We start from the raw sequence: 24,005 nt of genomic DNA, 5'->3' as shown, positions 1-24,005 counted from the left end.
TTACGAAGACGTAGACGGCAGGGGCGCCGTCTACGTCTTTCATTTTTTGGTGGCTCGCTTAGCGAAACAGACGCCAGCGATTGATCGGCCAGTAGCGGCAGATGACTTGACCAACAACGTCGCTGGTCTTGGTTCGCAGTTGCTGATAACGTGAGTCGGCAGCCTGACTGCTATTGTCTCCCAGCAAAACCAGCTCGTCCGCTCCCAGATCCCAAGCATCTTGACGCAGGCCGCCGTAATCACGACCGGCATCCATTTCGGCGGCATCGCGGTAGTAGACATCGCGAAAGAGCTGAAGATCGGCGATCCGCCACCCTGCTCCCGCTTTCCAGTTCAATTGCGTCTCTAGGTTGGTCTGGCCGGACTCGGCAGATGGCTCGCCAACTTGCAGGCATTCGAGAACCAGTTCATCATTTTGCAGCGCGTATAGCGAACCGTCTCGCATCACCAGACTAACGCGATCTCCTGGTTGTAGCGGGGAGCCTGCAACTTGCTCACCGACTGAGAGACGTATTGGACTCTGACGAGCGAGAGTCCAGACAATCGGTTGTCCGCAGTAATCGCTGGAAATCTCCAGGGGCTGGTCTCCGAGCTGATCGACCTGAAAATCGATGCGTACATCGGCGACTTTGCAAGGACTGATCAACGTGACGTTTTGCTTTATGGATTGATTGTAGGACCAAGCGTCGAAGATTGGGCCGCGCATCTCCAAACTCCCGTCTGCTCCTTCGACCGTCCAATTGCGATTACCCCAGACGCTTCCTTCGCCCGCCGTGACCTTCAACCAACTATTGGCGTTTTCCCACGGTAGATCGCGATCGACCAGATAGACCGGAAACCAAAGATCGTCATGCAACGCGGCAGGCTTGGTGAGCAACGCATCGGCGAGCCAGATTTCTCCGGCTCGAATCGAGATCTTTTCGCCCGGCATGCCGATCAGCCGTGAAACGTAGTTGATGCCAGGCGAATCGGGATGCTCAAAGACGGTAATTCCCCAGCGCTGAAGCGGCAAGCCAAACTTTGCGACCAAAAACCGATCGGCCGTTTGAACCGGCAGATTGTTGAGGTCTGGCACAAATTCCACTTTTTCGCAGGGACAGCGCAACGAGACGTTCGTACTTCCATATTTCCACATCTCTTGGACATCGCGCGCGGGAACGTTCAAACTGCCGCCGTTTGCGCATTCAAACTCGTAGTGCTGCGGATACAAGCTAGGCGCCATCGCGCTTGAAGGAACGATAAACGCTTCGGCCCAGAAGGCCTTGATCAACCACGCAGTAGAGACGCCAGGCAAGATGCCGATGACTGATGCAATCAGCATCGACGCAAACGCTCGGCGGAAGTTCGTCGCCAAACGGCGACGGATGTAGACCAGCGTAATCATCCAGCCTGTGAACATACTGACCAGCATGGCCACCTCAGGGATCAAGACCCCGAATTCTTCGCCAAGCAGAATCAGCAGGGCGAAGCCTTGTATGACGACTGCCGCCAACAGACTAACTTCGCACGCTGTCAGCCACGATCCTTTTTCCAGCTTAAGCAGCGCAAAGGAAGCCCGATAAGAAAAGACTTGCAGCACCACGATGCCCAACAGAAGCGGCGCAAACAAGAGCCAGAGGTAATACATGCAGAAAACCCAGCGGCGGATAAGACAACGACATTCAGAACAAACCGACAGCAGTCGTATGCTATCAGGTTATTACGTCATCGCCAGCTTATTTTGCGCTGGGTACAATTGCCGCTAACTATCGCCGTCTTTCAGCCCCAATCGCGAGAGCCAGTTGCCGCGCGTCGGCTTGTCGTCATTCTTATTTCCGGTTGACGGTTTCATTTTGTTGAGCTTGTCTCGCTCGTTTTCGAGACGCTGCAATTTCTCTTCCAATTCAGCCCGTTCGCGCGCGATCTTGGCCCGCTCAACCGAGATATCGACTTCGGCTTTTCGCAGCTTGTCTTTCCATTGGGCTTGCAGATTTTTCAGGTTCTCACGTTCCTGTTTCACCAATTCGTCTTGGTCAAGCATCTCGGCGATCGCGTTGGCCCCCATCGCCAAGCCGTTGGCGGCGGCGGCGTTGCCTTGTTGCGATTCGTCCAACTTCTTGCGCAGTTCCGCCAGTTCTTCTTCCTTGGCTTCGATCGCGCGATCGGTGCTGGCGATCGCCTCTTGGATTTTCATCTTTTCACGACGTTCATCTTCATCCAAGTTTTCGTCGTAATCGGCCTCCAGTTGCGCTAACATACGGCGCTTGGTCGCTTCCCAATCCATCCCGTCGTCGTTGGCGGCGGTCAGCGGGCCTGCTGGAACAGCCTTCTTCAGTTTCTTCTCGAGTTCGGCGTTGGCCGCTTTGACTTCTTTCAAGTCATCCAACGACATTTGCAGACGACGCTGTAAATTCTCGATTTCTGCGGCATCAGCTTCCGCTTCGCCGCTTCCACCTTCTTTCAATTGCTTCTGGAGATCGCTGATTTTTTCAAGCAAGTCATCGCGCTCGCGGCGCAGTTCGGCCGCATATTCATCGCTGGGTTCGCTAGCGTCCGTTACGGCCGCCAGACGCTCGTTTTCTTGCGTCAACGCCGCCGATCTCTCTTGTTCTGCTTCCAACTGCCGGCGAAGCGAACTGACTTGTTCGCGGATTTGCTCGGAGTCGCCGCGAGCCTGAAACAGCGCTACCTGCGATGCGTCAAGCTGGCTCTTCAATTCTCCTTCGACCTCTTCTAGCTGCCGGCGCAGATCTTCGCTTTCGATCCGTAGTTTGTCTGACTCGTCATTCAAGTCGGACCGTTCGCTGTCGCGATCCTGCAATTGCTGGAACAGTTCGTCCCGCTCCGCTTCAGCGCTCGCAAGTTTTGCGGCCAGTTCTGCTTGGCCCGCAGTATCGGCTTGGGCATGCGTCAGTTGTTCATGGAGCGAACTTAACTCTTGCGTCTTCGCGGCTAGGGACTCTTCAGCTTGCTGCTGCGCGGCGGCGGCAGTCGCTTGTTGCTGCTGGAGCGTGAGGACTTGATCCGACAATTGGGCCGCTTGCGATTGCTGATCGCTTAAGGACTTTTGAACGCCCAGCAATGTCGCCGAAAGTTCGCTGGCTTGCTGCGCGGCTGATGTCGCTTGCTGGCGTAGCGTTTCCAGCTCTGTACGCAGTTGATCGCGCTCAGCTGTAAGTTGCGCCACATCCCCGGAGCGTTCCGTTTGCGCCTTGCGCGAGCTTTCTAGTTGATCGCGTAACGATTGAGCATCAAGTTCAGATTGAGCGACACGACTTTGCAAGTCTTCGTATTGTCGGCGGAAGTCGTCGCGCTGTGACTGTGTAGTCGCTAATTCGTTGCTGAGCGACTCTTGCTCTGACTGCAACTGATCGCGTCGACTTGCCAGCTCGCTCTGTTTTTTCTCCGCTTGAGCGACTTCGTGACGCGCGACGCCCAGTTCGGTTCGCAGCGAGTCGCAATCGGCTGTCAGACGTTCACGCTGCGCAATGTGCGCGTCTCGATCGTTGCGCAGGCCATCCGCCTCGCTATTGATGCGGGTGACTTCTTGCTCGGTTTGCTGCAGTTTGGCTTGCAGACTCTCGGCGCGACTCTCGGCGTCCAGGCGAATACGGGCAATTTCATGCTCGGCCTGATGCAGCTTCGCTTGCAGATCGTCGGCGCGGGCCTCGGCTTCAGCTAACGTCTTTTGTAGTTCGCCCGACTCGCCGCACTGTTGCGAAAATTGCTGCTGACGCTGCTGGAGGGACTGCTCTCTTTCAACTAATTGAGCGGCCAGCTCGTTCAGCTCTTCCTGGCGAGTCTGTTGCTCTTGTTCCCTCTGGTCGCGTTCTGCCTGCCATTGGGCTTGCTGTTGCTGGAACGCGGCGACTGACGCTTTTAGCTCGAACGAATCGCTGTGAAGCTTTTCAGACGTAACCGATATTTCGCCTTCTTGGCCGGCAAGGGATTGTTCTTTGCTCTGCAACCCGTCGGTGACCGTCTTTAACTGTTGCAGAATTCGAAGTTCGATCTGCTCAAGCGATTGGCGTCGCTCTGTCAGTACAGTCCGCGCACGGTCGCGCTGATGTCCGATGGCAGTCGCCAGGTCATCGAGGGGAGAGTTTCTTACTTGGGGATTTACGTCTTCCATGATTCCACGACAGGATTCGGTTGACTCGGCGCTTCGGCCCAGGAAGCGACCGCCTCGAGTCTCTCTGCGTAATTTCGTCTACGCTTCTATAGATTAGGTCGTCATTCGCAGGAGTGCGGATTCTCGACCGATGTTTTCCCGCAACAACGGTGATCCGCGAGCGCAGCAAAACGGCGTCGCAAGCATGCGACGCCGTCAAATTCGGCACAACCGGCATCTAATCAGCCGATACCAATGGATTAAGTTACGGACGAATCGGGCAAATTGCGAACGGCGATCGAGAGCATCACCCAGTACCAACCGGCGAAGATCAATTCGATGCCGAGAAACATACCGATGATAAAGACCGAATTATCGGGCCAACCTTTGTTGATCATCAAGCCCAGCAAGACGCTGATCGCACCTGAAAGCAGTTGCCAACCCCAAGCCGGGAAGCGAACCGTAAGCGCGGCGACGGCGCGAAAAAGACCGCCGACGATCAAAAACGCGGCGATCAACAAAGTAACCGCTTCGAGCGCTGCAATCGGAAGGTCAATCATTAAAACTCCGACAACCGCGTAAAAAATACCCATCAACAGATTGATCAGCATGCCGCTCCAACGACCAGCCCAAAAGGCGCTGGCGATTTGCGCTGCTCCGCCGACGACCATTAGCAAGCCAAAGAAGACGATGACCGCCAACGAGGTAATGAACGCAGACCCCAAAGCGATCAGGCCGAGTAGGACCAAGCCGATGCCGAGAAACAGGAACCAGCACCATTCCTTCCGCAAGTCGTGCAGTTCATGACGGATTTCTACAGGTAAGTTGGTTTCGTTGGACATGGCTCGAAAGCTCCGGGTAACAAAATAAGGGAGGGACGTGGTTTGCCTAATTGGCAATACCGCTACTAGGACTGTAGCCGCTGATTCGGCGCCAGGCGAAAATCGTTGCCCGATGTACGAAAAAAAATCCTCGGCCAGTGCCGAGGATTTTAGTGATTACAGCGATTGCAGCAGCGGAATTAGCCGGCGATCGAGGCTTTCGCCGCTTTCACGACTTCATCGGCCGTAATGCCAAAGTAAGGAAATAGCTCTTCGGCCGGAGCACTGGCGCCAAACCCCTTCATCCCGACAAAGCGTCCGCGGAAACCAAGGTAACGATCCCACGATTGGCGAATCCCGGCTTCGACCGCAACGCGAGCGACAACTTTGCTGGGGAGCACGCTTTCTTGATAAGCGGCGTCTTGGTCCTCAAACAACTCAGCACACGGTACGCTGACCAGGCGAGCTTTCACGCCTTCGGCTTTCAACGTTTCGTATGCTTCCAGCGCCAGCGACAGTTCGCTGCCGGTCGCCATCAAAATCACTTCCGGCGTGCCGCCGCAATCGGCCAAGACATAAGCGCCGCGAGCAGTCCCGCTGGCACACGCGTATTTTTCGCGATCGAGCGTCGGCAGGTTTTGACGCGTCAGCACAATCACCGAGGGTCGATCGGTAAGTTCCATCACCGCCTTGTAGCTCTGCGACACTTCATTGGCGTCACCAGGACGGAAGACGGCGATGTTAGGAATCGCGCGAATCGCCGCCAGATGCTCGACCGGCTGGTGGGTCGGTCCATCTTCGCCAACTCCGATCGAGTCATGCGTAAAGATATAGAGCACCGGCAAGCTCATGATCGCCGACAATCGCATTGACGGACGCAAATAGTCGCTAAAGACAAAGAAGGTCGAGACAAACGGACGATAGCCGGACAAGCACAAGCCGTTGGCGATCGCGGCCATCGCATGCTCGCGAATGCCAAAGTGCATGTTGCGACCGCTGTGATCGTCGGCCAAAAAGCTGCCGGCTCCAGGGAACTTCAAACCAGTTTTGGTTGAAGGCTCCAAGTCTGCGGATCCGCCCAACAAGCTGGGAACGCTCTTGGCGATCGCATTGAGCACCTGACCGCCGGAAGCACGCGATGCGACCCCCTTGGGGCTGGCTTCAAACTTCGGCAATTCGGCGTCCCAGGCGGTCGGCAGCTTGCCTGACATGATTTGCTTCCACTCCTTCGCTTCGGCTGGGAACGCTTTTTCGTAGGCAGCCAGCTTCGCTTCCCAATCGGTGCGAGCCGCTTCTCCTCGGGCTCCCATCGTGGCGGCGAAGTGCTCGGTCGTTTCGCTTGGCACCGCAAATTTGTCGTACTTCCAGCCGTACGCTTCTTTGGTCGCCGTAATTTCAGCTTCGCCCAACGGAGCGCCATGAGCGCCATGCGTATTGGCCATCGTCGGCGCACCCCAGGCAATGATGCTGCGCACAATGATCAATGTCGGCTTGTCTTCGGTCGCTTTAAACGAATCGTACGCGGCGTTCAACAAACCTAGATTATTGGCGTCCGAAACTTTCACCACGTGCCAACCGAGACCTTCAAACCGCGTCGCGACATCTTCGCTGAACGCCAGGTTGGTGTCCCCTTCGATCGTGATATGGTTGTCGTCGTAGATCCAGCAGAGGTTCGACAGTTTCAAGTGACCGGCAATCGAGGCCGCTTCGTTCGCGACACCTTCCATCAAGTCGCCGTCGCTGCACAAAGCGTAGACGTCATAGCCAAATACTTCATGCCCAGGGCGGTTGTAGCGCGTACGTTCGTACTCGGCGGCCATCGCCATCCCGACGCTGTTCGCGACTCCCTGCCCTAGCGGGCCGGTCGTCACTTCGATTCCGGTGACTTCGTAGCTTTCAGGGTGCCCAGCGCACGGGCTGTGCAATTGCCGAAACCGTTTGATATCCTCAATCTTGACCGACAGTTCGTCGCCGCCATCTTTGCTCTTCACGCCGGCCAGATGCAGCAGCGAGTAGATCAACATCGACGCGTGACCGCACGACAACACAAAGCGATCTCGTCCCGCCCAACGTGGGTAGTTGGGGTCATAGTTCAAATGGTTCGACCACAGCGTATAGGCGACCGGAGCAAGCGCCATCGGCGTGCCGGGGTGACCACTGTTGGCTGCTTGCACGGCGTCCATCGACAAAGTGCGGATGGCATTGATCGTAAGCTGTTCGATGCTGGTCGTGGAAACGGACATTCGGCTTCAATTCTCGCGTGACAGTAGAATAAGAGGGGGATCGCAGCGGAAGCTTGCGGCAATCGGTCGGCCAGGGCGCACAACTGCGCACCCCTTTCGCAAAGCGGCTATTGTACCGATTCTGAAAGCAAAGCGTCAACGACGTCGAACCCGCCAAAAGAAGGCGTACTTTGGGCCTTCATGGTTTAGGTAAGCAGAGTTTAACTTCCCCCGCTTTGAAATCACCGCATGGGACCACTATTTTTGGGGTCTTCCCCTTTAGAGTCTTAGTTCTTTTTTTATCCGATTATCCCACGAGCCCCACCCATGGAACAACGAATCGAACGCCTGGAAGAGTTGGTGACTTATCTGGAAGAGACGCTCCGCGTCCTCAACGAGGTGGTCATTCAGCAAGCGAACCAACTCGACAAAGTATCCAAACATTGCCAGCTCTTCTCCAATGAGCTACGTGATGTCCGCGAACAGATCACCGAAAAACGCAGCCCCGAGGAAGAACGCCCGCCCCATTATTAATCGGAGGGAACGGACAGCGGAGCAGATCAATGCGATTCCGCTTCGACCAGCTCGCCTTGCAGCGCAGGTAGCTCAATATAAAACGTGCATCCTTTGCCTTCGCCGGGCGAATCCAACCAGATGCGTCCTCCCTGCAACTGGACAATCCGTTGGACCAGAGCCAAGCCGACGCCGGTCCCTTCGGTGCGCGGATCGAGCTTTTCAAACAAGCCAAAGACGCGCTGATGAAACTTCGGGTCAATGCCGATGCCGTTATCTTTGATGAAAAACGTCGGCGGGCGATTTTTGCCGGTAATCGTCCCAATTTCAATGCAAGGGTTTTCCGCGCTGCGATATTTGACCGCATTCTCAAGCAAATTTTGAATCACTTGCTGCCAACGCACTCGATCTCCGTCAATCGTTGGCAGCGCATCGTCGATTTTAATCTCGATGCCGGCGCTCACAATCCGCGCGTCCAGCAGTACGATCGACTCTTGAACCAAATCGTACAGCGGAACGAATTCATGGGGATGCAAGGCGCGGCCGACACGCGACAATTCCGACAGGTTGTCAAGCAGCGTTCTCATTTTGAGAACTCCCTGCATGATTTCGTGGCAATCTTGCTTGACCAAGTCGGCGTCTTGTCGCTGGATATCTTCTTCCAAAACGCCGACAAAGCCAGCGAGCGTTACAAGCGGACTGCGTAGCTCATGCGAAACCGTGTAGGTGAAACGCTCTAATTCAGCGTTCTTGTACTCAAGCTCTGAGATCAGCCGCTCCCGCTCTTCTTCCGCCGATTTGGCTTCTGAAACGTCCGTGATCACACCGATCATACGAATCGGAGCACCAGCCTCATTGCGAAAAATCGTTCCCGAGGAGCGAAACCAATGGTAGCGCCCGTTATGGGCCAGCATTCGCCACTCGTGCGAATAGCTCCCATGGCCGCTCGCTAAATATTCCTGTATCCAAACGCTATGGCGCTCGCGATCCGCCGGATGCATCAAAGCTTGAACCGCTTTGCGAGTCGATTCAAAATCATCCGTCGAATACCCTAGGATCTCATAAATCCGGTCAGATAGATCGAGCTTGTCCTGCGAGATATCCCAGTCCCAAACGACGTCGCTCGAGAGCTCAACCAGCATTTGCAAACGGCGTTCGTTCTCCTGCAACTTGGACTGCGCCGTTTGTCGCTCTAGCTCTTTGCCCGCCCCCGAGGCAAACAACTTCAACATCGAAGTGATCATTTCAATGTCGTCAAACGGTTCGTCGTTCAACAGTGATAACAATCCAATCACAGCCCCCTGCGAATTGGTCAGCGGCGCGCCGGCATAGCTGACATACCCAAAGTCGCGAAGCATTTGATCGCTGGGAAATCGCTCTTGCACATCGTCTGGATAGATCGAAAAACAATTGCGGGAAATCTGCTCACAAGGAGTATCGGCGAGATCGTAGGTCAGGTTATCAGGCAAGACATGTTCGCCCCGTTCCCATTGAGCCAAAACCTGGACCGTTGTTGGTTCAAGCGGCGATATCCGACCCACCATCGCCAGCTTACAAGCAAAACTCGCTCCCAGCGAATTGACGAGCGTCTGCAAATAAGGGAGCCCCGACTGGTCGCCGATTTGCTGAATGGTGGTTCGCAAAATCTCGTCTGATCGACGTAATCGCTTCAGTTCTTCGGTTATTTCCATAAGACAAAGTCACGGCGCCCTGGGAATTGGTTTGCCGAAGTCTAGTCTCTACAAGGAAAATTACGTAGCGAAGTTTTCTGAAATACGGGATACCCGCAATTTTCGGCAGAGTCACTATAGAAATCGGGGAGTTGCTGGCAAGCTCTCGCCGGTCTCAAACAAGTCGCAGAAGAAACTCGCTTAGTCGTCGTCGTTGAGAAAGAGATCCTTTAGTCCGGCGATCACTTCGCCGAAATGGGCGTCAATTGCGCCAGCCCACGCCGCCCATAGTTCGTCACTGTCAACCAATTCCGTCATGACCTCGATTTCGATCTCGGTCTCAAACAATTGGTCGTCGACCTCGATCTCGAGCATGGTCTCTTTGTCGCCGTCGCCGTCGCCGTCGGAATAAGAGGCCCGCCCTTGCAAGAGCGTAAAATCAAATCCGACCGGGAAGGCAAACTGAATCTGCAGCAGTGCTTGCAACGCGATCAACATCGCCGGATCAGGCGCCAGCAATCCGCCTGCATCGATGGGAACAAAACGCAACGGCGGATCATTTTGATCCCCGTTGTTTTCACCACCATCGCCAGATCCACCATCGCCGCCACCGGGTCCACCTTCGTCACCGGGATCTACCACCGTCTCAGCAATCCAAGCCTCGGGATAGTTCGCCGGAAACTGAATCTCTTGCGAGGTCCAATCTTTGCCCAGGTTACGAATCAGGTACGAAATATCGACCAGTGAGACCGCGTAATCCTTGTTAACGTCGGCATACCAAGTAGGCTGACCGTTTGGCGCATCGGCGTCACTGCCCAAAGAGCGAATCATCGTCGTCAAGTCGACCAGATTGATCGATTGATCGTCATTCAAATCATAGATCACCGGAACCAGCCCAAAGTCAGGCGATTCTGCGGCATCCACATCCAGAGAACTTCCCTCGGCGGTCGTCGCTTCGCTCCGAACCATCGCCAACTGCAGAGAAGTCGGTCCGACCTCCCCAGTGTGGAAGTCTAGTTTGACGTTGTCATGGATTGAGTCTGCGCCAAATTCAATTCGAGCAAACAGCACTAACCCAACAGCCGGCGGAGCACCTTCCAGAGGCGGCTCGGCATGGGCAGCGAGATTGTGCAACTGACCAAGGTCGTCGTCTAGCGAAAACTCGTGGCCGGCGAAAGCCGGGCCAAAGGTTACGTTTCGCGGGGTAGCAATCTCGGTTTGGTAGTTTAGATCGACCGATAGCTCGCTGACCGATTCACCTGATTCGACCCAAATCTCGACATAGTATCGATCCCACTCGTGCGTGCGGAGCATGCTCTCAGGCAATTGCTCAACGCTGCCGTGCTGGGCATCGGTAAACGCAGTCGGGTCGGTAACAACACTAAAATGCAACAGAACCGGCGGCGGAGTGACCAGTTCTCCTTCGAGAGTAAACGAATGCGGACCGAATTCTTCGGCGTCAGCTGACGCAGCAAAGTCGGTCTCCACCAATAGATCGGCGGCGAGCATCACTCGAACTTCGAGCGACTCGATCGATGCGCCGCGACGTACATGAAGACGTCTGACCCGCAGACTATTTCCGCGTTGAGGTCGCCACATGGCGATAATGCTTGCCCAGATAGGAATAAGTTGCCTGGAGCGCCGGTGTTCCGTCCGGACGCTAAGGGGGGGCGGTTTAAGGAAGATGTTGGGCCCGCGCTTGCCTCTTCCTGCTACCGTGTACTCCTTTATACGGACAATGGGGGAGGATTGAAACGGTTCAGCCGCATTTTCTTGAAAATCTTACACATCAACCCCAGTCATGCCCCCACAAAGAGGCAATCCGCTTAATAATGGGAAGAATGCAGTAAATGGGGTGACCTTGCCAGAGGCTGCGTCCGCCTGAAATTGGCTCTCACGGTTGTCGAATTTTTGCCAAATCTGCGATGTTTACCCACTTTGACTCGCCAGAAACTCATCCGTCGAGATCACCGTCGCATAGCCAAACTGCAGCGCGGCCATGAATGCCGCGTGTGCCTGGGCCGCCGGGACATGCACTCCATTGAAGTCGAGGTCGCGCGAAGCACACGCGTCATGCACTACCGTGCATTGGTAGCCAAAATCGGCGGAAGCCCGAGTCGCTGCGTCGACGCACATATGACTCATCGCCCCGCAAATCACCACCTGCTCGATACTGGCCTGATCCAAGATCGATTTCAGTTCGGTTTCACGATACGAATTGATGAAATGCTTCAACACGACCGGCTCACCTTCTAGGTTTTGCACCTTGGAATGGATCTGGGCGCCGATCGAACCCGGCACAAAAAACGGCGCGTCAGCAGTCGGAAACTCGTGCCGGATATGAACGACCAAATTGCCTGTCTCACGGGCCGCGCTCAATAGTCGCGCTGCGTTATCGGCCGCTTGATCCATCCCGCTCAACGTCCACCGCCCTCCGGGAAAATAGTCGTTTTGGATATCGATCAAGATTAACGCGTACTTCGCCATCTTCGCTTCTGCCTTTCGCGACCAACTTGCCGCAAGAATGTTCCGCTCTGCCGACAACTTGCCGCCGCCCTGCCGTCACCATATCGCAGGCGATGAAAGCGGTCAAAACTATTTCCCACCGCTTCTTCACCCTGCTGTAACCTGCGACTCTATCACTTCTTAATCGCTTTCCGACGAAAGCAATCGGTCGCGTGATCGTTGACGATTCCGGTTGCCTGCATCCAGGCATACACGATCACCGGGCCAACAAATTTGAACCCGCGTCGCTTTAGTTCTTTCGAGATCTGTTCGGAGAGCGGCGTCTTTGTCGGTGCGACTCCAGTGGTGTTACGGATCGGCTTTCCCCCAGCCAGATTCCAGACCAGCGTCGAAAAATCTTCACCGGACTCCTGCATCGCTAGATAAACGCGAGCCCCCTGAATTGTTGCTTCGATCTTGGCACGCGAGCGAACGATTCCGGCATTTCCCAGCAGCCGGTCGATGTCTCGTTTGCCAAACCGTGCGACCCGCTCTGGCTCAAACTGGGCGAACGCTTCCCGAAAAGCATCGCGTTTGCGCAAAATCGTCAGCCACGAAAGCCCCGCCTGAAACCCGTCGAGCATCAACTTTTCCCACAGGGCCCGGCTATCAAGCTCCGGCACTCCCCACTCTTCGTCATGATAGGCGGCCAGCAATTCGTTACTGTCGGCCCAACGACAGCGTTTTGGCATCTGGATCTATCCGCAAAAAGGTGTATTTCGACGAACCACGCGAGCCGCAACCTCTCGCTGCGCTCCGTCCGATGAGGCGCTAAATTAGAGCGTGAAATGGTCGAGAGATCTGCTTTTTGCCGCAAAAAAGAGGCCTCTCGACTTTATTCAGGCGCGATTCCCCTGCGGTTCGCCGGAATTCTCGCCCCCTTCTCCTGCTCCTCCCGCTTGTACGCGGCTCTTTCCTGGGTTTAAATTGGAGGGATTTTACGCCGAGACCTCTGCCCCTAGAGGGTGGAACGATCTTTCCCACTTTGTCTCTTTCAACAGAACTGGGACCACGGTGCCGCGACGCGACGACATCAAGAAAATCCTGCTCATTGGCTCTGGCCCGATCGTGATCGGCCAAGCCTGCGAATTCGACTACTCCGGCACTCAGGCCTGCAAGGCCCTGCGGGAGGAAGGTTATGAGGTGGTGTTGGTCAATTCCAACCCGGCCACCATCATGACCGATCCCGACATGGCCGATAGCACGTATATCGAGCCGCTGTCGTGGGAGATTGTCGAAAAGATCATCGCCAAAGAGCGCCCCGATGCGCTGCTGCCAACACTCGGCGGACAGACCGCGCTGAATCTGGCGATGGAACTGGACAAACACGGCGTACTGGTCAAGTACGGCGTCGAGATGATCGGCGCCAACGCCGCTGTCATCGCCAAAGCCGAAGAGCGCGAGCAGTTTAAAGCGGCGATGGAAAAGATCGGGCTCGAAGTCTGTCGCGGCGGGACCGTCCATACGATCAAAGAAGCGCGGGCAGTGCTCGACGAGATCGGCTTGCCGGCGGTTGTACGCCCCAGCTTCACGATGGGGGGATCTGGCTCGGCGATCGCCTACAACCGGGAAGAGTTCGACGCGCTGGTCCGCAATGGACTCGATCAATCGCCGGTCAACGAAGTGTTGATCGAAGAGTCGGTGATCGGCTGGAAAGAGTACGAGATGGAGGTGATGCGCGACGTCGCCGACAACGTCGTGATCATCTGCACCATCGAAAACTTTGACCCTGTCGGCGTCCATACCGGCGACTCAATCACCGTCGCTCCGGCGCAAACGCTAAGCGACAAAGAGTACCAGCGGATGCGCGACGCTTCGCTCGCGGTGATTCGCGAAATCGGCGTCGAGACCGGCGGCTCGAACATTCAGTTCGCCAACGATCCGCACTCGGATCGGATGATCGTCATCGAGATGAATCCCCGCGTCAGTCGCAGTTCGGCGCTCGCGTCGAAAGCGACCGGTTTCCCGATCGCCAAGATCGCGGCCAAGCTGGCGGTGGGTTACTTGCTGCACGAACTGCCGAACGACATCACTCGTGAAACGCTCGCCTGCTTTGAGCCGACGATCGACTATGTCGTCACCAAGATTCCACGGTTTGCGTTTGAAAAGTTTCCTGAAGCGGACGCGACGCTGACGACGCAAATGAAGAGCGTCGGCGAAACGATGGCGATTGGTCGTACCTTCAAAGAATCGTTTCAAAAAGCGCTGCGTGGGCTCGAAGTCGGCCGCTTTGGTTTCGGCAGCGATGGCAAAGATCTCTGGGGCACCCCCGAGCAACCGTCTGACGACGAAATTCGGGCCAAGCTCAGCACTCCCAATGCCGATCGTCCCTGGTATCTGCGCTATGCGATCAAGTCGGGCATGACGCTAGAGAAGATCCACCAACTAACCTTCATCGATCCTTGGTTCATCGATCAGCTGCAACAGTTGGTCGAAAAAGAAGAGGAACTGGCCGCGATCGGTTCGCTGAGCGCCATCACCGCGACTCAGATGAAACAAGCGAAACAGTTCGGTTATTCGGATCGCCAACTGGCGACCCTGCTGGGGAGCAGCGAGCTAGAAGTTCGCAAGCAGCGTAAGAAGCTGGGCGTGATCACTACCTTCAAATCGGTCGATACTTGCGCCGCTGAATTTGAAGCGTATACGCCTTACTTCTATTCGACCTACGAGGATGAAGACGAAACGCCGGCCAAGGATCCAGATAAGAAACGGATCATGATTCTCGGCGGCGGTCCCAACCGGATCGGCCAAGGGATCGAGTTCGACTATTGCTGCTGCCATGCGAGTTTCGCGCTTCGCGAACTGGGGATCGAATCGATCATGGTCAACAGCAACCCCGAAACGGTAAGCACCGACTACGACACCAGCGACATCCTCTTCTTCGAGCCGCTGACGACCGAAGACGTGCTGAACATCTGCGACAAAGTGCAGCCCGATGGCGTGATTGTGCAGTTTGGCGGACAAACTCCGTTGAACCTGGCCCGCGCTTTAGCAACTGCAGGCGTACCGATCATCGGCACCAGCGTCGACACGATCGAAGCAGCCGAAGATCGCGAGAAGTTCCAGCAGTTGCTCAACCAACTTGGTTTGAAACAGCCGGCCAACGCGATTGCTCGGACGATGACGCAAGCGCGGACCGAATCGGCCAAGGTCGGCTACCCGTCGTTGGTTCGCCCCAGCTTTGTGCTCGGCGGCCGCGCCATGGAAATTTGCTACGACGACAAGCAATTTGAGCGCTACGTCGCCGAAGCGTTTCTGGTCGCGCAAGGTCAGCCGGTGTTGATCGACCGATTTCTGGAAGACGCGACCGAAGTGGACGTCGACTGCATCAGTGACGGCGAAAATGTGGTTGTCGCCGGCATCATGGAGCATATCGAAGAAGCTGGCGTCCACTCCGGCGACTCGGCTTGCTCGATTCCTCCCTACAGCTTGCCTGGTCCGGTCGTCAATGAAATTCGCGAAGCGACCGTCGCGATGGCCCGCAAGCTAAAAGTCATCGGCTTGATGAACGTGCAGTTCGCCGTCAAGCAAGAAGATGGCAAGATGAACGTCTACGTGCTGGAAGTGAATCCTCGCGCCAGCCGCACCGTGCCGTTTGTCGCCAAAGCGACCGGCATGCAAGTCGCCAAGATCGCCGCCAAGGTGATGACCGGCATGACCTTGCCCGAACTGGGCGTCACCGCCGAACCGATTCCGGCGCACGTTTCGATCAAAGAGTCGGTCTTTCCGTTCCGTAAGTTCAGCGGCGTCGACATCGTGCTTGGTCCCGAGATGCGTTCGACCGGCGAAGTGATGGGGATCAGCGAACGCTTTTCGATCGCGTTCGCCAAAAGCCAACTTGCAGCCGGCGTGCTGTTGCCGCAGCCCGAAGATGGCAAGATTTTCCTCAGCGTTTCGCCGCGGCACAAAGATCAAATCGTCGCCATCGCCAAGCAACTCGATGCGCTCGGCTTCCAACTGGTCTGCACCGAAGGAACCGCCAAGCGGTTGCGTGAAGAAGGTCTGCAGGTCGAGCAAGTGAAGAAGTTGGCCGAGGGTCATCCGAACCTGCTTGATCTGCTGATTGATGGCGCCGTCTCGCTGGTGATGAACACCCCCAGCGGCAAAGGCGCCCGCACCGACGAAGGCCGCATTCGCGCCGCCGCCGTGCAACACGGCGTCCCCTGCATCACCACCATCCAGGCCGCCGAAGCCGCCGCCAAAGCGATGGAAGCACTGCGCCACGGCGAGATGAACGTGCTGTCACTGCAAGATCGCTTCCGCAAAATGCGCGGAGAGTAAATTGGAAAAGAGTAGCCCGAGGCGCGCGTTTTGAACTTGCGCCTTTTGAGAGCTCCAAAGAAATGGAACACGGACACCAGGGATAAATCACGGAATTATACGGTAAGAAAGGAGCGAGGTAGACGCACATCTCCCCTATTCCAGATTGCCGTCCATGAGGAATCGGTTTGCATTTTATCCTAGCTGCAAACTCAATTTTCTGGCCGTGCATATCCGTGCTCTTACCGCGGTATCCGTGTTCGATGTTTTCGTATTTCTTCAAATCCCGGGTGGCCCGACCAGGCTGTTCAAGCCTGGTTGGGTTGCGTAAGCAACAAGATGCCAGCGCCGTCCGCTTGGACTCTATCGAACAACGCAGCTATCCCGAATCGATCGGTGATGGATCGGTCTACTTGCACTTCACAACTGCATGGTGAAGCATCTTGTTGCTTACGCAACCCAACCAGTTCTGAACGAACTGGTCGGGCCACCCCAAGTGGACTCGACTCACAGCTTTTTTCCGGCTTCATTCTTCTCCTACGTGAACCTCTTACCGCTGCTGCGTGTCCTCACTCCACCAACGCCCTAAACAAACCGGAGACGCCGATGAACCTGCAATGGGAACTGCTCGCAAAGTTATCTACTTTCGCATCTTCCGCCGCAGGATCCGCGCATGTCTGCCTCCATCACTTTGACCAACTTGGCTTGGTCCACGCCGGATAGTCGCCCCCTCTTTCACGATCTCCAACTAAACTTCCAGCCCGAGCGAACCGGGCTGGTCGGCCGCAACGGCGTCGGCAAGACGACGCTGCTAAAGCTGATCGCTGGCGAACTAACGCCGACCATCGGCAAGGTCGTAGTGCAAGGCAAGTTGGGAATCTTGCGCCAAACGGTTCAGCCGCAACCTGGTCAAACAGTCGCCGATCTGCTTTGCGTGACCGCACCGCTGGCGACGCTCGATCGAATCGAACGGGGCGAAGGTTCTGCTGACGATCTGGCCGCTGCCGACTGGATGCTCGATTCGCGGATCGCCGCCGCGTTAGAACGCGTCGGGCTCAACGCTCGACCTGACACTTTACTTGCATCCATGTCAGGCGGGCAGCAAACACGCGTCGGAATCGCCGCGCTCCTGTTCGCCGAGCCAGACTTTCTGTTGCTAGACGAACCTACGAACAATCTGGATCGCGAGGGACGCGCCGCGATCCTGCAACTGTTGGCCAGCTGGCGCGGCGGCGCGATCGTGATCAGTCATGATCGCGAACTGCTGGAGACAATGGACGCGATTGTCGAACTAACATCGTTGGGGGCCGCACGCTACGGCGGCAACTGGAGCAGCTATCGGCAGCTGAAAGCTCAGGAGCTCGCCGCGGCGCACCAAGACTTGGCCGACGCTGAAAAGCGAGCCGCCGAGCTTGCTCGCCGGGCGCAAGCCACCACCGAGCGCCAAGCGCGACGCAGCAGCGCCGGCAAACGCGCTGGCGCCCAAGGAGGAATCCCCCGCATCTTGCTCGGCGGCCGACAAGATCGCAGTGAAAAGACAAGCGGCGAAAATACGCGCCGCAATCAAGAGCGGCAGCAACAAGCGGCCGAGGCCGCAGCCGCCGCGAGTAAGCGGATCGAAATCCTACAACCGCTGACAATCCAGCTTGCATCAACGCAACTGCCAGCCAGCAAATTGGTGCTGAGGCTCGATGATGTGACGACCGGGTACCACGACGAGCAACCGATCCTCCGCGACTTCTCCCTCCAAATCACCGGGCCGCAGCGGATTGCCGTCACCGGCCCCAACGGTTCTGGCAAGTCAACCCTGTTGGCGCTGATCGCAGGGCAACTGCCTGCATGGCGCGGCGAAGTGCAAGTCCTGACGAAATTCGCCATGCTGGACCAGCAGATGCGTTTGCTCGATCCAGCGCTTTCGATTCGAGATAACTTTCTGCGGCTCAACCCTCAGACGACCGAAAACGAGTGCCGCAGCGCCTTGGCCAAGTTTTTGTTTCGCGCCGACGCCGCGCTGCAGATCGTCGGAACCTTGAGCGGCGGCCAAATGCTACGCGCCGGCTTGGCCTGTGCCGCCGGCGGACCAAGTCCGTGTCCTTTGTTACTGCTGGATGAACCGACTAACCATCTCGATATCGAATCGATCGAAGCGGTCGAAGCGGGACTGCGGGCATTTGACGGTGCGCTGGTCGTCATCAGCCATGATGAATCTTTTTTGACTGCGATTGGGATTGATCGGCGTGTCGAACTGTGATGGTGATTGACTAGCTGCAGAATGAAGATACTTCGCGGCGCTGGACCGGTTGTCTCGCGACTGTTAGACTCGCGAGAGTTCTCTGCTTTACGCCCCGTTTACCCGTTTTGAAGTTGCGCTATTCGCCCCAAAAAGAATGGAACGCGGCAAAGCCACGGAGGAAGAACGGAAAAACGCGGTAGGAACCAAGTCGAAAACGTTCACACTAGCCCGCAGCGCCAGCGAGGGAACACGCTGGGCAATGCCAACTCGGCCTGAAGTAGCCACCGGATTCCCTCGCTGGCGCTGGCGGGCTAGTGTCCTAGCGGTTCGAAATAGCGCAACCTCAAAATTTACCCGCTCGGCAGCTATGAAAAAATCGACCCTCTACTTTCTGTTGATTTGCGGCGTCATGTTGTTGTGTCTGGGGATCTTCGGCTGGATTGTCGCCGGACCGTCGGGACCGATCCTGCTTTCGAAACAGACGACTTATATCACCGAACCGCTGCGGCCCAATGGCCTGGTCGACTATGAAAAAGCGATCGTCGCAATGCAAGTGGACGGCGTCACCCCGGAGGAAAACGCGGCGATCCCGTTTTTGCAGGCGATGTGGCCTGGTAAGTTGACCCTAGAAGAACAACTCCTGGTCTGCGATGCATTAGCAATGCCGCAGCCAAAACAGCCCGGCATGGTTCCCTCTACGGATAGTGCAATGCTAGAGCCGATCGTCGGATGGCTCAATCAGCAGCAAGTAGCGAAGTTGGGCGCCGATAATTTTACGCCGCTGACCAGAAGCGAAGCGGTAGACGCGGTTAACGATTCGTATAGCACTCCTTGGACGCGTGACCAATTGCCGCCGCTGGCCGCTTGGGTTGATCAACAAGCGGTTCCTTTCGCAAAGCTGCGGGAGATGAATGAGCGACCTAAGTTCTTTCTCCCTCCGCCTGCTTTGATCAATCATCAATACGACTCTTATCTAATGTGTGATCTACCGGCCATTGAAATGCTTCGTGAAGCGTCAAGGAGTCTATCCGCTCGAGCGATGCTGCATCTCGGCGAAAATCGTCCGGCCGAATCATGGGAGGATATTAAAACCAATTTCACCGTCAGTCGTTGTCATTCTCATCCAGCGCATATCATCGACCTCTTGGTTTGCATTGCGTGTCGCACCATGGCGTGCGACACATTGTCCCAATTGCTCAACAGCGGTCAGTGTGACGCAGTTTTGCTGGACGAGATTCAGCAGTACCTCGGTCAACTGCAATCGTTCAACGAAATGCCGGGAGTGATGAATATCTCAGAACGATTCGGCACGCTCGAAGCGGCGACTAATCTTAGCGATGGAAATCTAGACAGCGAGCTCATTTTGGGCGAAGGAAACGAAGCGTTTGATTCTCTCGCCCAGGCTCCCTACAACCGCAATGTCATGCTACAGACGATCAACAAGTGGTATGACAAGGTGGTCGCGGCGCTGGAAATTGACAATCTCGCGGAGCGGAGGACCGCACTCGATCAGTTTGAAGTCGACTTGCAAATCGAAATCGCCAGCATTAAAGATCCCGGTAATGTCGCCGCCGCCATCTTCAATCAAACCGCCCGCGGTGAAACGATGGGCAACATTTTCATCGCGTTCCTCATGCCGGGGTCGGTCCAGGCAGCCGCCGCCGAAGAACGAATCAACGTTCAGTTGCAAATGCTCCGCGTCGCCGTCGCACTCGAAAAGTTCAAGCTTGAAACCGGCGCCTATCCTGACTCGCTCGCTGCGTTGACCGATCGAATTGATCCGGCGCTGCTCAACGATCCCTACTCTACCGGCCAATTCCGATACGAGCGCCGCGAACCCGGCTACCTGCTCTACAGTTTGTTCACGGATCGCATCGATGACGACGGTTCTTCGACCTACGGCGAGATCGTTGCCGGCGCGTGGGTCAGCGGCGAAACGATTCCCCTCTACCCGCAAGGCGACTGGGTGGTCCGCTTTCCGCTGCCCCAGAAAAAATTTCTCGATCCGCCGCCGTGGGAAGTTGGTGCGGAGGAGGAGAATCTCGTCGGAGATCTCGAAACCGTTGAGCCTAACGAAGAACCGGCCGGCAAAAAGTAGTTCGTCTTGATTCCGGCAAGCCCAAGATTACGACTCTGCGACCGAAACCCTTTTGGGCAGCGCCGATTGTTGGAGTCATGAGTCGCTACGATGTTAGAATCACGATTGCTTTCTCTTTCTTCTCCTCTGGCTGCATCTCATGAAAAAATTTCACTATCTTTGGATCATCGGCGGCGTGCTGTTGCTGTCGATCTGTCTGCTGGTTTGGGTCATCGCCGGGCCTTCGGGGCCGATCATCATCTCGAAGCAGACGACATATCTGACCGAGCCTGTTGGGCCAAATGGACTGATCGATTACGAGCAAGCGATTCTGAATATGCAGTCCGAGAATGTTACGCCGGAGAATAACGCGGCGATTCCGTTCTTACAGGCAATGTGGCCTGCTGAAATTGAGCCCGAGCATCAGGCGTTGATCTGTGACGCATTGCAGATGCCGCTGCCGGATGGACCGGCGATGTTGTCTTATGAGGACAAAGCGGTAAAAGGCAAGATAGAGGACTGGCTCAACCAACAAAACCAAGTGAAAGCCGGCGACACACCAATAGAGCCGATTGGTAAAGAGGAGGTCTATGACATTCTGTACAGCCCGCTCAGCCTCCCTTGGACGCGCGATCAGTTGCCGCCGCTGGCCGATTGGGTCGATTCGCAAGCACCGCACTTCGCCAAGCTGCACGAGATGAACGATCGTCCTGATTTCTTTTTGCCTTCGGTCTCGTTTCTTGACGATCAGCATCAAGTCTTGTTCACCGCCATGTTGACTACGGTCCAGCATCAACGTCAGGCGGCTCGCATGCTTTCGATCCGCGCGATGTTGGCGATCGGTGAAAATCGACCCGAGGATGCTTGGGGCGATATCAAAACCATTCTGACCATCAGTCGTTGCCACTCAAAGCCCGCATTTTTGATAGAGCTATTGGTTTCTATCGCAATTCGGGGAGTAGCGCTAAACAACATGACGACTTTGCTGGATAGCGGTCAATGCGATGCGGAGCTGCTCTCTGAGATCGACGCGTTTCTCGCTCAGCTTAAACCGTTTGACGACATGGCCCCATCAATCCATGTGATGGAACGCTTAGGGGGACTCGATGCGGCAATTGGATTGAGCACGCATGATATCGACGCCGATGAGCTAATTGGCGATGGAGGACTTTCGCAGCTCGCCTATGCTCCCTACGACCGCAACGCCATGCTGGCCAAGTTGAACGAGTGGTACGATCGACTGGCGGCGACCGCCGAGATCAACAATCTGGATGATCGTCAAGCCGCGATGGAGCAGTTAGAACTAGACATCGAAGCCGAAACGCAAAACATCATCAATGCCGGCAGCGTCACCGGCGCTATCTTCAATCAAACGGTCCGCGGAGAGCTGATCGCAAAGCTTTTGGTGGGCCTCTTGATGCCGTCGGTCACGCAAGCTGTCTTGGCCGAAGAACGAAGCAACGGACAACTGCAATTGATGCGAGTCGCTGTCGCGCTGGAACAGTACAAGGTACAGACCGGCGACTATCCCGACACGCTGACGCCGTTGGCCCAGCGGATTGATCCTGCGCTGCTCAAAGATCCCTATGCTGTCGGGCAGCTCGGCTATGAGAAGCGTCCGCCAGGCTATCTGCTGTATAGCGTGTTTCAGAACCGGACCGATGACGGAGGCTCCTCGGCCTATGGAGAGATTGTCCAGGGAGAATGGATCACCACCGATCCGGTCAATATCTATCCCGAAGGGGATCAGGTAATTCGACTTCCCATGCCAAAGAAATCGCTATCCGACGTGATGCCGTGGAATCTGCCGCAGGTAGATGAGGGAGAGGATTTCTCGATAGAAATAGAACCTACGGATGCTACGCCGGAAGAAAACACGCCGCTTACTGAAGCCCCTACGACCGCACCGGTCGCCGATAAGCCAGGACCGGAAGTCGAGTAAGCAAGAACGAAAAACGACCGCCGATCTTCGTTACAAAGATCGACGGCCGAAAGCGGAGTCTATTCGCTACTCGCGAGCGTTAATTTTGCTGGGCGACCTGGCGATCGCTGTCATTTTGCAGACGTTGTAATTTTGCCAGCGACTCTTCGATTTCCTGGCGCAGTTGATCGTCCGGCTCGGCGCTGGTCGGGTCAAGCTGATCAATTTTCGATTGGATTTCGTTGGTCAACGTCGAGATCTGTTCTAGGCGTTGTTGTTTCTGCTGTAGCTGGGCCTGAAGTTGCGAGATCTCTTCCTTCAGCGGCTTGCGGCTGGCTTGGTTCTCATCCAACTGCTTTTGCGTGCTGTTGCGGAAATCTTTCTTCTCCTGTTGATTGGAATATTTCTGCAACGTTTTCTTCGCCTCGTTCAGTTCGGCTTCCACCTCCTGCAATGAGACTTCTAGGGCTGATTGCGGCGGATCGACATGCTCCGAGGTTTCCGGCATCGCGGCTTCTTTGCTGGCTTTCTCGGCGCCTTTCTCGGTGGCCGCTACCTGATCTGCGGCCGAGTCTGCAGGCTGCTTCTCTTTTGACTCTGCTGCGGTTTCCTGTTTAGCGTCCTCTTTCGTTTTCTCCGCAGATTCCTGCTGCGAGTTCTCTTTCGGTTCTTCGGCAGACGCATCGGTCGAGACCGGCGTTGTTTCGGTTTCGGCAGACGCATCCTTAGCCGCTGCATTTTGCGCCGTCATATCATCGGTGGTCGCCGCTGGATCATAGGACTCGCGGTGAACTTCCGCGACATCCAGTTGCGGCTTATTTTCAGCGGCATCATTGGACGCTTCGTTGCCGGTTGATTCGTAGTAGTCAGAATACTCTTTCGACTGGTCGCTGACCTGCCCAGCAGGTTGATTACAACCCAGCGGCGCGAAAGCAAACGGAAGCATAGCAAGGGAGAATAGGGAAAGTCTCATCGTTCGAACTCCTTAGGGGTCTATGTGCGAAATGTTTTTTTTGATTTGCAGCGGCACGTCTCTGATGCGAGGAGAGTCGCAACAGCCGTGCCGAACAGGATCGTTTTTCGCAGAGTTCGAAAAGCTTTCCGCCCAGGATGGATTGCTAGCGTGGTCGCGGTGCGTTCTTTAGAACTACTTAAACACCAGACTCGAAGCGCAAGCCAATGGACGTGGGTATCGATACCGAAACAGTCAAACCCGCTTTGCAGGCCGCTACCAGAGCGTTACCTGTTCGACAGCGATACGGTTATCCTAAGCTTGCGTCGCTGGATGGTAGTGCATCGGCTGGTCGGGCCGGAAGGATGTGGAACTGATCATGCGACTTCAGCGGAAACTTCCGCTGCGCGATTCGATAACGCTCGAATGAAATCGCTGCCTTCAAAAATTCTCGCTTCGCTTTGATCGTCCACTGCGGAGTACCCGGCTTGCCAACGCGTTCCATAGATCGCGATGGAGCGACCAGCACGATTGTTGTGACGGCGTGCTGATTGGGGGAAGTGGCTCTGCGGGCGATAGTTGGCTTGGCAAGCGGAGTCATAGCTTTGACCGCAGCGGTAGTGACGCTGGAGGTCACAATGACAAGGCTAGCGAGACAGATCGTTGGCATCCGCATGATTAGGCTCCTGAGCGAGTCCAGGCAGCAGTGAACTACTGCCGCGTACGCGACTGGCTACCGAG

General features: G+C 55.8%; 15 protein-coding genes. 5 read left to right on the top strand and 10 right to left on the bottom strand.

Features of this window, described 5'->3' with window-relative positions:
* Window positions 1–58: 58 nt before the first annotated feature.
* The 4 genes from SH421x_RS00670 to tkt all read right to left on the bottom strand — a co-directional run bounded on the left by SH421x_RS00670 (window position 59) and on the right by tkt (window position 7,154).
* Window positions 59–1,627, bottom strand: a complete 1,569-nt coding sequence (locus tag SH421x_RS00670) for a S26 family signal peptidase (protein WP_488853369.1) — start codon at window positions 1,625–1,627, stop codon at window positions 59–61.
* Window positions 1,628–1,741: 114 nt separating this feature from the next.
* Window positions 1,742–4,111 carry a coiled-coil domain-containing protein gene (locus SH421x_RS00665; RefSeq protein WP_488853368.1) on the bottom strand — a complete coding sequence of 790 codons (2,370 nt, stop codon included), beginning with the start codon at window positions 4,109–4,111 and terminating at the stop codon, window positions 1,742–1,744.
* Between the two features lie 239 nt (window positions 4,112–4,350).
* Window positions 4,351–4,932: an HdeD family acid-resistance protein gene (locus SH421x_RS00660; protein ID WP_488853367.1), complete on the bottom strand. Its 582-nt coding sequence runs from the start codon at window positions 4,930–4,932 to the stop codon at window positions 4,351–4,353.
* 179 nt (window positions 4,933–5,111) lie between these two features.
* Window positions 5,112–7,154: a transketolase gene (gene tkt, locus SH421x_RS00655; RefSeq protein ID WP_488853366.1), complete on the bottom strand. Its 2,043-nt coding sequence runs from the start codon at window positions 7,152–7,154 to the stop codon at window positions 5,112–5,114.
* A gap of 306 nt (window positions 7,155–7,460) precedes the next feature.
* On the opposite strand from tkt, the gene SH421x_RS00650 reads away from it, so the two are divergent.
* On the top strand, window positions 7,461–7,667 hold the full coding sequence (locus tag SH421x_RS00650; RefSeq protein ID WP_488853365.1) for a SlyX family protein: 207 nt from the start codon (window positions 7,461–7,463) through the stop codon (window positions 7,665–7,667).
* A 26-nt stretch (window positions 7,668–7,693) separates the two neighbouring features.
* Here the strand turns inward: SH421x_RS00650 and SH421x_RS00645 are convergent, their stop codons facing one another.
* The 4 genes from SH421x_RS00645 to SH421x_RS00630 all read right to left on the bottom strand — a co-directional run bounded on the left by SH421x_RS00645 (window position 7,694) and on the right by SH421x_RS00630 (window position 12,513).
* Window positions 7,694–9,337, bottom strand: coding sequence for a GAF domain-containing sensor histidine kinase (locus tag SH421x_RS00645; RefSeq protein WP_488853364.1), 1,644 nt, complete (start codon window positions 9,335–9,337; stop codon window positions 7,694–7,696).
* 180 nt (window positions 9,338–9,517) lie between these two features.
* Window positions 9,518–10,915, bottom strand: coding sequence for a dockerin type I domain-containing protein (locus tag SH421x_RS00640; RefSeq protein WP_488853363.1), 1,398 nt, complete (start codon window positions 10,913–10,915; stop codon window positions 9,518–9,520).
* Window positions 10,916–11,245: 330 nt separating this feature from the next.
* Complete coding sequence (locus tag SH421x_RS00635; RefSeq protein ID WP_488853362.1) at window positions 11,246–11,803, bottom strand: cysteine hydrolase family protein; 558 nt, start codon at window positions 11,801–11,803, stop codon at window positions 11,246–11,248.
* A gap of 152 nt (window positions 11,804–11,955) precedes the next feature.
* Window positions 11,956–12,513, bottom strand: coding sequence for a DNA-3-methyladenine glycosylase I (locus SH421x_RS00630; protein WP_488853361.1), 558 nt, complete (start codon window positions 12,511–12,513; stop codon window positions 11,956–11,958).
* A gap of 322 nt (window positions 12,514–12,835) precedes the next feature.
* On the opposite strand from SH421x_RS00630, the gene carB reads away from it, so the two are divergent.
* The 4 genes from carB (at window position 12,836) to SH421x_RS00610 (ending at window position 22,333) form a co-directional block, all read left to right on the top strand.
* On the top strand, window positions 12,836–16,102 hold the full coding sequence (gene carB / locus SH421x_RS00625) for a carbamoyl-phosphate synthase large subunit (RefSeq protein ID WP_488853360.1): 3,267 nt from the start codon (window positions 12,836–12,838) through the stop codon (window positions 16,100–16,102).
* A 652-nt stretch (window positions 16,103–16,754) separates the two neighbouring features.
* Window positions 16,755–18,332, top strand: a complete 1,578-nt coding sequence (locus SH421x_RS00620) for an ABC-F family ATP-binding cassette domain-containing protein (RefSeq protein ID WP_488853359.1) — start codon at window positions 16,755–16,757, stop codon at window positions 18,330–18,332.
* A 349-nt stretch (window positions 18,333–18,681) separates the two neighbouring features.
* Entirely contained in the window at window positions 18,682–20,412 is a 1,731-nt protein-coding gene (locus tag SH421x_RS00615) for a hypothetical protein (RefSeq protein WP_488853358.1), read from the top strand.
* A gap of 139 nt (window positions 20,413–20,551) precedes the next feature.
* Window positions 20,552–22,333: a type IV pilin protein gene (locus SH421x_RS00610; protein ID WP_488853357.1), complete on the top strand. Its 1,782-nt coding sequence runs from the start codon at window positions 20,552–20,554 to the stop codon at window positions 22,331–22,333.
* 79 nt (window positions 22,334–22,412) lie between these two features.
* Here the strand turns inward: SH421x_RS00610 and SH421x_RS00605 are convergent, their stop codons facing one another.
* Together SH421x_RS00605 and SH421x_RS00600 are read right to left on the bottom strand one after the other, a co-directional pair.
* Window positions 22,413–23,285: a prolipoprotein diacylglyceryl transferase gene (locus SH421x_RS00605; RefSeq protein ID WP_488853356.1), complete on the bottom strand. Its 873-nt coding sequence runs from the start codon at window positions 23,283–23,285 to the stop codon at window positions 22,413–22,415.
* A gap of 289 nt (window positions 23,286–23,574) precedes the next feature.
* Window positions 23,575–23,940: a hypothetical protein gene (locus SH421x_RS00600; protein ID WP_488853355.1), complete on the bottom strand. Its 366-nt coding sequence runs from the start codon at window positions 23,938–23,940 to the stop codon at window positions 23,575–23,577.
* Window positions 23,941–24,005: the final 65 nt, after the last annotated feature.

The organism is Blastopirellula sp. SH421, from assembly GCF_057808535.1.
This window is presented reverse-complemented; position numbering and strand designations above follow the sequence as displayed.